Raw genomic sequence first — 10950 nt, 5'->3', positions numbered from 1 at the left:
ACCGACGACACCGTCCTGCCCACCGAACTCACCGCATAGCCTCAAAGACGAGATCACCGAGTGGCCGTCGATACACCACTCCAGCGGACGTGACCAGGGACGGTCGGTGGTCTGGGCGGTCCGGAGGGAGGGGCCGAGGGCGGGGCTGCTGGGGCGTTCACCGGCCTGTCGGTCGGTTCAGGGGCCTCACCATGACTCGGGTTCCGTCCGGCCGCTGAGGGGTGGCCGGAGGCTGCCGTACGGTCTGCCGGCCCGCAGCCGGACCTGCCGGCGCGTCTGCCGGTCGGCGCAAGGGGTGGACGGGGCATGGGGCGCTGCGTACCTGTTCCTCGGGGGGGGAGGGCTGGTCACGGGCCGCGGGACCTCAGTCCCTGGTGTACGGGGGCGCCTGCCCGCCTGCCTGGCCTGCCGGATCTGCTCCGCCCGGCCGCCTGCCTCATCTGGTCCGCCCAGCCGGTTCGGCCCCGCCTGCCGGATCTGCTGCGCCCGGCCGGTTCGGCCCCGCCTGCATGGCCCTGCCAGACCTGCCTCGCCCGGCCGGTTTGGCCGGCCTGCCCGGCCCCGCCCGGCCTGCGAGCCGGGCGGGGCCCTCCCTTCGGTGTTTCTGCGGTCGGCTTCCCTGCCGTCCGGTGGCCGGTCCAGTGGTGCGGTGGCGGGCGTCCCGCTCGCCGGGGGACGGCAACCGGCTGCGGGCCGGTCTGACGGGCGGCGAGGGGGCCACCGGACCTCTCCCGCGGGCTCTCCGGCCGAGGGGCCGGTTACGGGCCCGTCGGCCGGGCTGATCGGCAGGTTGCGAGCCGTTCGGCGGGCTGGTCGGGCAAGTGGTCGGCGGGCTGACGCCCGGCCGGCCACCTGTCGTGCGACGCTCAGACCTCCTGGGGCTGGGGGACGCGGGGGATACCCAGCTCCACCGCCGTGCAGCGCCAGCGCCGGTCCCTGCCCCGTTCCAGGCGGAACGCCATGGCGCGCAGCTGCCGGCCCGCGCCGATGCGGGCGAAGACCTCCAGGGCGCCGGGGCGGGGCTCGTAATAGCCGATGTCGCGGACGACGGGGCGGGCGCCGCGGGTCCGCAGCGGGCCGCGTTCGGCGAGGCGGGCGAGTTCGTCGTACGCCTCTCCCGCCGTGTGCCGGAGCATCCAGTGGACGGGCCGCTGCCCGCTCAGGACGGCCAGGAGCCGGTCGGCGAAGAGGTCGGTGGCGGTGGGCGCCGGGGCGGCGGCCGCGGAGGCGGCGACCGCCGAGGCGGCACGGCCCTGAGCGCCGCCCGGGTCTGCGAGGCCGCTCCCGGGAGGGCCGTACGGGCGGGCCGGGCCCGCGGTCGCGGCGCGACGGCGGCCCGGCGCGGTGGGCGGGCGGTTGTCCGTGGGGCCGGTGCGGGCGGGGCCGGTGCTCCGGGGGGAGCCCGGCGGGCGGCCGTCGCTGGTGATGCGTGCCGGGCTGCCACCCGGTGTGCGCGGCGGGGCGCCGCCGGGGCGGCGGGTGTCGCGGCGTCCGGGCGGGCGGGTGCCGGGGCGGCGCTGCGCCCTGGTCATGACCTTGTTCATGCGTCCCCGTTCTCGGTGTGGTCTGGCTTGCGCCGTGGACGTGCGGGCCGCCGGTCGGTGCGGGCCGCAGTACCGAGCAGTAACTTCCTGCTGGGGACCTTGTACGGGACCCGGCTCGGGGGAGGCAAGGAAGGCACCGGCCGGGTCGACGGCCGGGCGGATTCACCTATCCAGGTGATCCTGCAAACCCGCGCCCCCGGAACTCCGGGCCGGAACAGGGGTGCACCGGGTGAACCGCGGGGCGTGCGGTGGACGCCTGCGGAGGTGCGGCCGGGGACACGAAAGGGGACCTCCGCACGTATCCTGAAGGCCGTCCGGGTGGCCTCCCCAGTGCCTTCCGGCGTCCGTCGGAGCCCTGCGACGACGCACTCCCGTGAACACCCACCACGAAAGCGGCCGGCCATGCGCGTCTACGTCCCCCTGACCCTCCCCGGGCTCGCCGAGGCCTACGAGGCGGGGCAGTTGGGACCGGAACCGCTCGTCGCCCACGCCGTCACGCCCGCGCTGCGCGAGTGGTACCTCTCCGACGACCTGGAGGAACTGGAGTACGCGGCGCTGAACCGGGCCGCGCTGGCCTCGCTGCGGCTGCTGGCCGCGGAGCCGGGCGCGCCGCGCCGCCGGGTCGTCGTGGCCGTGGACGTCCCCGACACCACGGTGAGCAGCGACCCCGACCGCGGCCTGGATCCCGGGGCGCTCGGCGAGGTCCGGGTGACCGGGACGGTCCCGCTGGCCAAGGCGGCCGCGGTGCACGTCGACGCGGACGACGCGGAGGCGGACGTGTCGGCGGCGGCGCGGGCGCTGGCCGCGGCGGACGCGGGGGACGACGACGCGCAGTTCGTCGTGGACGGGGCCGAGGACCACGAGCTGCTGTGGTTCGCCACCCAGGAGATCCCGAACCTGATCGGACCGGCCGACGGCAGGTCGTGACGCCGCCAGGACCGGCCTGCCTGGTCCGTCGGCGCCCCGGGCTGTCGGCGCCCTGCCCGTCCGCGCTCCGGCCCGTCCGCGCCCCGGCCCCCGGTCCGTCCACACCTCCGACCCGCCCGCCGGTCCGGTTGTCAGTGGCCGGGGGTACGTTCTCCGGTATGGGGATGCAGTCAGGTGCGCACATCGTCTGGGACTGGAACGGCACGCTGTTCCACGACAACGACGCGATCATCGGCGCGACGAACGCCGCCTTCGCCGAACTGGGCCTGGAACCGATCACGCTGGAGCGGTACCGGGCGCTGTACTGCGTGCCCGTGCCGAAGTTCTACGAGCGGCTGATGGGGCGGCTGCCCACGGACGCCGAGTGGCGGCTGATGGACGACGCCTTCCACCGGCACTACACCGTGCACCGGACCCGCTGCGGGCTGACCGAGGGGGCGGTGGAGCTGCTCACCGGGTGGACGTCGGCCGGGCACAGCCAGTCCATCCTCAGCATGTACGGCCATGAGGAGCTGGTCCCGCTGGTGCGGGGCTTCGGGATCGAGGCGCACTTCCTGCGCGTCGACGGGCGGACCGGGCCCTCCGGGGGCAGCAAGGCCGAGCACATGGTGCGCCACCTGGGCGCGCTGGCCGAGGCGGTCGACCCGGCGCGCACGGTGGTGATAGGGGACGCTGCCGACGACGCGCTGGCCGCGCGGCACGCGGGGGTGCGGGCGGTGCTGTACACCGGCGGGTCGCACAGCCGGGCCAGTCTGGCGGACGCCGGCGTTCCGGTGGTGGACACGCTCCGGGAGGCGGTCACCGAGGCGCAGCGCCTCGCGGCGGCGGCGTGACGCGTCGGGAGTGACCGCCGTGCCGGGCGCGGATGCGGTCGGCGGACCCCGCACCACGCCCCGCCGGGCAGGCAAGGCGCACCGGCTCCCCGGCACCACGCCCCGCCGGGCCGGCGAGGCGCACCGCCCCGCCCGCCCACCTGGCGCTGCCCCACCAGGCGCGCATGCCCCACATGCCGCAACCGTTCCCTCAAGGCGCCCGCAACCGTGCCTCGCCCCAAATGCCGCAACCGAGCCTCAAGGCATCCCCAACCGTGCCCCGTCCCACAAGCCGCACCCACCCCTCAAGGCGCCCCCCACCTTGCCCCGCCCCTCACGCCGCAATCGCCCCTCAAGCCACCCCCCTGTCGGCCCCGCTGCGCCCCACCACCACCCCACCCCGCCGCACCCTGTGCAGAACGTCAAAGTTCCACCCCTGGTTTTGTACACATACGGCTCATGACGGGGCACCCGTGAAGAGCGATAGCCTGGTGGCGTGATCAGCGCGATAGTTCGCGGGGGCGCGCTCGCCTCCGCTCTGCGCCCGGTGTGCACGGACCACATCCGTGACCGGGCGGCGGTCGCTGGTCCTCCCGGGCGGGACGGGGTCACCAGGACCACCCCCAGGGCCTCCAGGACGCCGGGCCGGTTCCCGGCGGCGCCACCGAGAGCAGGGTCACACCCCTCGGATGCGTCGAAGATGGCCGATAACCCCCCGCTCATCTCACCTCACGGCATAGCGTCGGTAAGGGCCGGACACCCCGGACCGCGACGTCACGCCGGAAGGGCAGAGACCGTACTTCCTTCAACGTCACGCAACGGCGCGCGACAGGAGCCAGAGGACAATGCAGACCAAGCTGGACGAAGCCAAGGCCGAGTTGCTCGAAAGGGCCGTTCGGGTAGCTGAGAACAGTCCGGCCGGGGGGCACCTCCCGGCCGGTATGGCGGGCGAGGGCACCCCGGACCGGGACTCCGTACTCGCCTTCCTCCAGCGCTACTACCTGCACACCGCCCCGGAGGACCTCGCCGACCGTGACCCGGTCGACGTCTTCGGAGCCGCCTTCTCGCACTACCGGCTGGCCGAGAACCGCCCGCAGGGCACGGCCAACGTGCGGGTGCACACCCCGACCGTCGAGGAGAACGGCTGGACGTGCAGCCACTCCGTCGTCGAGGTCGTCACCGACGACATGCCCTTCCTCGTGGACTCGGTCACCAACGAGCTGACCCGGCAGGGGCGCGGCATCCACGTCGTCGTCCACCCGCAGTTCGTCGTCCGCCGTGACCTGACCGGCAAGCTCCTGGACGTGCTGCCCGCCGGACCGGCCGGTGAGCCGCTGCCGCACGACGCGCACGTCGAGTCCTGGATCCACGTCGAGGTCGACCGCGAGACCGACCGGTCCGACCTCAAGCAGATCACCGCCGACCTGCTGCGCGTGCTCTCCGACGTCCGTGAGGCCGTCGAGGACTGGGAGAAGATGCGCGACGCGGCCACCCGCATCGCCGAGGGCCTGCCGGACGAGCCGGTCCCCGCCGACCTGCCCGGGCCGCAGGTCGAGGAGGCGCGCGAGCTGCTGCGCTGGCTCTCCTCCGACCACTTCACCTTCCTCGGCTACCGCGAGTACCAGCTGCGGGAGGACGACACGCTGGCCGCCGTCCCCGGCACCGGTCTGGGCATACTGCGTTCGGACCCGCAGCACGCCGGCGAGGACGCCCACCCGGTCAGCCCGTCCTTCGAGCGGCTGCCCGCCGACGCCCGCGCCAAGGCGCGCGAGCACAAGCTGCTCGTGCTGACCAAGGCGAACAGCCGGGCCACCGTGCACCGGCCGTCCTACCTGGACTACATCGGCGTCAAGAAGTTCAACGACCAGGGCGAGGTGATCGGGGAGCGCCGCTTCCTCGGCCTGTTCTCGTCGGCGGCGTACACCGAGTCGGTGCGCCGGGTCCCGGTCGTGCGCCGCAAGGTCGACGAGGTGCTGGCGCTCGCCGGCTTCTCGCCCAACAGCCACGACGGGCGCGACCTGCTCCAGATCCTGGAGACCTACCCGCGCGACGAGCTGTTCCAGACGCCGGCCGCCGAGCTGCAGTCGATCGCCACCTCGGTGCTGTACCTCCAGGAGCGCCGCCGGCTGCGCCTGTACCTGCGCCAGGACGAGTACGGCCGCTACTACTCGGCCCTCGTCTACCTGCCGCGCGACCGCTACACCACGGGTGTGCGCCTGCGGATCATCGACATCCTGAAGGAGGAACTGGGCGGCACCAGCGTCGACTTCACGGCCTGGAACACCGAGTCGATCCTCTCCCGGCTGCACTTCGTCGTCCGCGTCCCGCAGGGCACCGAGCTGCCCGAGCTGTCCGACGCCGACAAGGAGCGCATCGAGGCCCGCCTGGTCGAGGCCGCCCGCTCCTGGGCCGACGCCTTCTCCGAGGCGCTCACCGCCGAGCTGGGCGAGGAGCGCGCCGCCGAGCTGATGCGCCGCTACGCCGCCGCCTTCCCCGAGGGGTACAAGGCGGACCACACACCGCGCGCCGCGGTCGCCGACCTGGTCAACCTGGAGCAGCTGGACGAGGACAAGAAGTTCGCGCTCAGCCTGTACGAGCCGGTGGGCGCCGCCCCCGAGGAGCGCCGCTTCAAGATCTACCAGAAGGGCGGCTCGGTCTCCCTCTCGCAGGTCCTGCCGGTGCTCAGCCGTCTCGGCGTGGAGGTCACCGACGAGCGGCCCTACGAGCTGCGCTGCGCGGACCGTACGACGGCGTGGATCTACGACTTCGGGCTGCGCATGCCCAAGGCGGTCGCGGGCGCCGGTGACTACCTCGCCGACGACGCCCGTGAGCGGTTCCAGGACGCCTTCGCCGCCGCCTGGACCGGCAAGGCGGAGAACGACGGGTTCAACGCGCTGGTGCTGAGCGCCGGGCTGAGCTGGCGCCAGGCGATGGTGCTGCGCGCCTACGCCAAGTACCTGCGCCAGGCGGGCTCCACCTTCAGCCAGGACTACATGGAGGACACCCTCCGCAACAACGTCCACACCACCCGTCTGCTCGTCTCCCTGTTCGAGGCGCGGATGGCGCCCGAGCGGCAGCGCGCCGGGCACGAGCTGGTCGACGCCCTGCTCGAAGAGGTCGACGCGGCCCTGGACCAGGTGGCCTCGCTGGACGAGGACCGGATCCTGCGCTCCTTCCTCACCGTCGTCAAGGCGACGCTGCGCACCAATTTCTTCCAGGAGACCGAGGCCGGCCGGCCGCACGACTACGTCTCCATGAAGTTCGACCCGCAGGCCATCCCCGACCTGCCGGCGCCGCGCCCGGCGTACGAGATCTGGGTGTACTCGCCGCGCGTGGAAGGCGTGCACCTGCGCTTCGGCAAGGTCGCCCGCGGCGGTCTGCGCTGGTCCGACCGGCGCGAGGACTTCCGCACCGAGATCCTGGGCCTGGTCAAGGCGCAGATGGTGAAGAACACGGTCATCGTGCCGGTGGGCGCCAAGGGCGGCTTCGTCGCCAAGCAGCTGCCCGACCCGGCCGTGGACCGGGACGCCTGGCTCGCGGAGGGCATCGCCAGCTACAAGACGTTCATCTCGGCGCTGCTCGACATCACCGACAACATGGTGGCGGGCGAGGTCGTCCCGCCGCGGGACGTGGTGCGCCACGACGGCGACGACACCTACCTGGTGGTCGCGGCCGACAAGGGCACGGCGACGTTCTCGGACATCGCCAACGAGGTCGCCGAGTCCTACGACTTCTGGCTCGGCGACGCGTTCGCCTCCGGCGGCTCGGCGGGCTACGACCACAAGGGCATGGGCATCACCGCCCGCGGTGCCTGGGAGTCGGTCAAGCGGCACTTCCGCGAACTGGACGTCGACACCCAGTCCCAGGACTTCACGGTCGTCGGCATCGGTGACATGTCCGGTGACGTGTTCGGCAACGGCATGCTGCTGAGCGAGCACATCCGCCTGGTGGCCGCCTTCGACCACCGGCACATCTTCATCGACCCGAACCCGGACGCGGCCACCGGCTACGCCGAGCGGCGCCGCCTGTCCGACCTGCCGCGCTCCAGCTGGGCCGACTACGACACCGAGCTGCTGTCGGCCGGCGGCGGGATCTTCCCGCGCAACCTGAAGTCGATCCCGGTCAACGCGCACATCCGCGAGGCCCTGGGCATCGACTCCAAGGTCACCAAGCTGACCCCGGCGGACCTGATGCGGGCCATCCTCCAGGCCCCGGTGGACCTGCTGTGGAACGGCGGCATCGGTACCTACGTCAAGGCGTCCACCGAGTCCAACGCCGACGTCGGCGACAAGGCCAACGACGCGATCCGGGTCGACGGCAAGGATCTGCGGGTCCGCGTCGTCGGCGAGGGCGGCAACCTGGGCTGCACGCAGCTGGGCCGGATCGAGTTCGCGCAGGCCGGCGGCAGGGTCAACACCGACGCCATCGACAACAGCGCGGGCGTGGACACCTCCGACCACGAGGTGAACATCAAGGTCCTGCTCAACGGGCTGGTCACGGACGGCGACATGACCGTCAAGCAGCGCAACAAGCTGCTCGCCGAGATGACCGACGAGGTCGGCGCGCTGGTGCTGCGCAACAACTACGCGCAGAACACGGCGATCGCCAACGCCCTCGCCCAGTCCAAGGACATGGTCCACGCCCAGCAGCGCTTCATGAAGCACCTGGTGCGCGAGGGGCATCTGGACCGGGCGCTGGAGTTCCTGCCCACCGACCGCCAGATCCGCGAGCGGCTGAACGCGGGCAACGGTCTGACCGGTCCGGAGACGGCCGTCCTGCTGGCGTACACGAAGATCACGGTCGCCGAGGAACTACTGGGCACCTCGCTGCCGGACGACCCGTATCTGCGCGGCCTGCTGCACACCTACTTCCCGACGCAGCTGCGCGAGCGGTTCGCGGAGCAGATCGACAACCACCCGCTGAACCGCGAGATCACCACGACCGTCCTGGTCAACGACACGGTCAACACCGGCGGCACGACGTATCTGCACCGGCTGCGGGAGGAGACCGGGGCGTCCCTGGAGGAGATCGTCCGGGCGCAGACCGTGGCCCGCGCGATCTTCCGCTCGGCACCGGTGTGGGACGCGGTGGAGGCCCTGGACAACAAGGTCGAGGCCGACGTCCAGACCCGGATCCGGCTGCACTCGCGCCGACTGGTGGAGCGCGGTACGCGCTGGCTGCTGAACAACCGGCCGCAGCCGCTCCAGCTCGGCGAGACGGTCGAGTTCTTCTCCGAGCGGGTCGAGCAGGTGTGGGCCCAGCTGCCCAAGCTGATCAAGGGCGCGGACCTCGAGTGGTACCAGCAGGTCTACGACGAGCTGTCCGCGGCCGGTGTCCCGGACGAGCTGGCCACCCGCGTGGCCGGGTTCTCCTCGGCCTTCCCGGCGCTCGACATCGTCTCGGTGGCCGACCGCATGGGCAAGGACCCGATGGACGTCGCCGAGGTGTACTACGACCTGGCCGACCGGCTCGCCATCACGCAGCTGATGGACCGCATCATCGAGCTGCCGCGCGCCGACCGCTGGCAGTCCATGGCGCGCGCGGCGATCCGTGAGGACCTGTACGCGGCGCACGCGGCCCTGACCGCGGACGTCCTCGCGGTGGGCAACGGCACGTCCACGCCGGAGGAGCGCTTCAAGGTGTGGGAGACGAAGAACGCGCCGATCCTGTCCCGGGCCCGTATCACGCTGGAGGAGATCCGCGGTTCGGACGCGTTCGACCTGGCCAACCTGTCGGTGGCCATGCGGACGATGCGGACGCTGCTGGGGTCGCACGGCTAGCCTCCCCGCACAGCCGACGAGGGCGCCCCGGGCCGTCAAAAGCCCGGGGCGCCCTCATGCTGATTTCTTGCGGTCGTTTAGGAAACGACGCACGGTGAATTTACCTTTTCCTGTTATTCGAGATCATTCGGTTAAAGTGTCGCGCGTGACTGCGCACCTCGCCGGGGACCGTCCGGCCGGAAATACAGCGAAGAGTCTGCCGCAGGGAATTCCGGCACGATGATGCGCGCCGCGCCGCCCGAGGTACGGCCCGCCGGCCGAGTGATGCCCCGGCCGCCGGTCTTCGTGAAACGTTCCGCCGCTCCCCGGACGGCCGCCGTGCTGCTCGTCGTGCTGCTGCTCCTGGTGATCGTCCGGCTGCCCTGGGCCGGTGACCTCGGCATGCACGCGGCCACCATCGAACGCCTGCGCCACAGCCTGCTGCACCCGGGCAACCCGCTCGTCGACACGGACACCCCGAGCCCCTACTACTCGCCGTGGATGCTGCTGCTCGGCTCCGTCGCCCGCCTGAGCGGCTGGTCCGTCTTCGTGGTGCTGCGCCTGGCCGCGCTCGCGGGACTGACGCTGCTGGTCACGGGCGTGCGCCGGTACGTGCGGACGCTGAGCGCGCACCCGGCCGCGCCCGCCCTGGCCGCGCTGAGCCTGGTACTGCTGTGGGGGACCGCCCTCATCAACTGGAGCGGCTTCGTCTCCCTCAACTCGCTCGCGCTGACCGTCTCGTACCCCAGTGTGTTCGCGCTCGGCCTGGCCTTCCACCACTGGGCGTGGCTCACCCGGTCACTGCGCGCGCCGGCCGGGTGGGAGGTGTGGCTCGGTCTGGGGGCGCTGTGGGCGGTGATCCTGCTCTGCCACCAGTTCACGGGGATCGTCGACACGCTGGGCGCGCTCGCCCTGGTGATCGCCGCCCGGCCGCCGCGCGCGCAGTGGCCCCGGATCGCCGCATCGGCCGCGCTGGGACTGCTGGTGCTGTGGCTGTGGCCGTACTACGACTTCTTCGCGCTGTTCGCCGCCGGGCGCGACCTGGAGGGCGTGCACCGCGCGCTGTACACGGACTTCGCGGGCCGGTACTGGCTGGTGCTGCTCGGGGTGGCCGCGCTGGCCGTGCGGTGGCGGCGCGACCGGTGGGATCCGCTGGCGCTCTTCTTCGCGCTGGGCGCGCTGGTGTGCGCGGCGGGCTTCGTCAGCGGCCACTACTCCTGGGGCCGGGCCCTGCCCGCCGCGATCGTCCCGGCGCAGCTCGCCGTCGCGCTGGAGGTGGTCGGCCGGGGCCGGAAGGCGGTGCGCACGGGGTGGGCCTGGGCCCTGGCCGGCGCGCTCGCGCTGGGCGCGTGGACCCAGGCGGGGGTGCTCGGTTACGTCGTGGGCCGGGCGGCGCTGCCCGCGGTGCTCGCCGTGCACTACACGGCCCCGTGGGCGGGGTACCACTGGATCACACCGCATGTGAGGTACGGCGACGTGGTCATGGCCCGCGACGTCCCGTCCCGGCTGATCCCCGCCTACGGTGCCTACACCGTCGTCCCCGGCTACCCGGAGTTCTTCCTGCCGGACGAGGCGCGGAGGGAGCGGGCCGTGCAGCGCTACTTCGCGCGCGGCACCCCGCGGACGGCGCGCCGGGACATCCTGCGGACGTACCGGGTGCGCTGGGTGGTCGACGGCAGGCAACCGCGCCGGGATCCCGGTCTGCGGCCGGTGGCCCACGGGCCGGGCGGACAGGTGCTGTACGCCGTGGTGCCGTGAGCCCGGCCCCCCGCGCCCGCCCCGGCCCCGCTTGAGGTGCGGGGGGCCGGGGGGCGGGGGGGGTGCCTCTATGTCTTTCGTCAAGCGAGGCGTGGGGTTCTGGGTTCGTAGAAGGTGCCGTCGCGGAGCATGGCGAACAGGACGCTGATG

At 72.8% G+C, this 10950-nt stretch carries 5 protein-coding genes; 4 read left to right on the top strand and 1 reads right to left on the bottom strand.

Features of this window, described 5'->3' with window-relative positions:
* Positions 1 to 866 precede the first annotated feature (866 nt).
* Complete coding sequence (locus ABZ719_RS36425) at positions 867 to 1544, bottom strand: Rv3235 family protein (protein ID WP_366729460.1); 678 nt, start codon at positions 1542 to 1544, stop codon at positions 867 to 869.
* 402 nt (positions 1545 to 1946) lie between these two features.
* On the opposite strand from ABZ719_RS36425, the gene ABZ719_RS36420 reads away from it, so the two are divergent.
* From ABZ719_RS36420 to ABZ719_RS36405, 4 genes are all read left to right on the top strand, one after another.
* Positions 1947 to 2471, top strand: coding sequence for a hypothetical protein (locus tag ABZ719_RS36420; protein ID WP_366729459.1), 525 nt, complete (start codon positions 1947 to 1949; stop codon positions 2469 to 2471).
* Between the two features lie 158 nt (positions 2472 to 2629).
* A complete protein-coding gene (locus ABZ719_RS36415) occupies positions 2630 to 3304 on the top strand; it encodes an HAD family hydrolase (protein ID WP_366729458.1) in 675 nt (224 codons plus the stop codon).
* 824 nt (positions 3305 to 4128) lie between these two features.
* A complete protein-coding gene (locus ABZ719_RS36410; protein ID WP_366729457.1) occupies positions 4129 to 9063 on the top strand; it encodes an NAD-glutamate dehydrogenase in 4935 nt (1644 codons plus the stop codon).
* A 264-nt stretch (positions 9064 to 9327) separates the two neighbouring features.
* Complete coding sequence (locus ABZ719_RS36405) at positions 9328 to 10800, top strand: hypothetical protein (RefSeq protein ID WP_366729461.1); 1473 nt, start codon at positions 9328 to 9330, stop codon at positions 10798 to 10800.
* The last annotated feature ends 150 nt before the right edge of the window (positions 10801 to 10950 follow it).

Source organism: Streptomyces sp. NPDC006743 (assembly GCF_040703815.1).
Classification (GTDB): domain Bacteria; phylum Actinomycetota; class Actinomycetes; order Streptomycetales; family Streptomycetaceae; genus Streptomyces.
The sequence above is the reverse complement of the archived record's forward strand: the minus strand, read 5'-3'. Positions and strand labels throughout refer to the sequence as shown.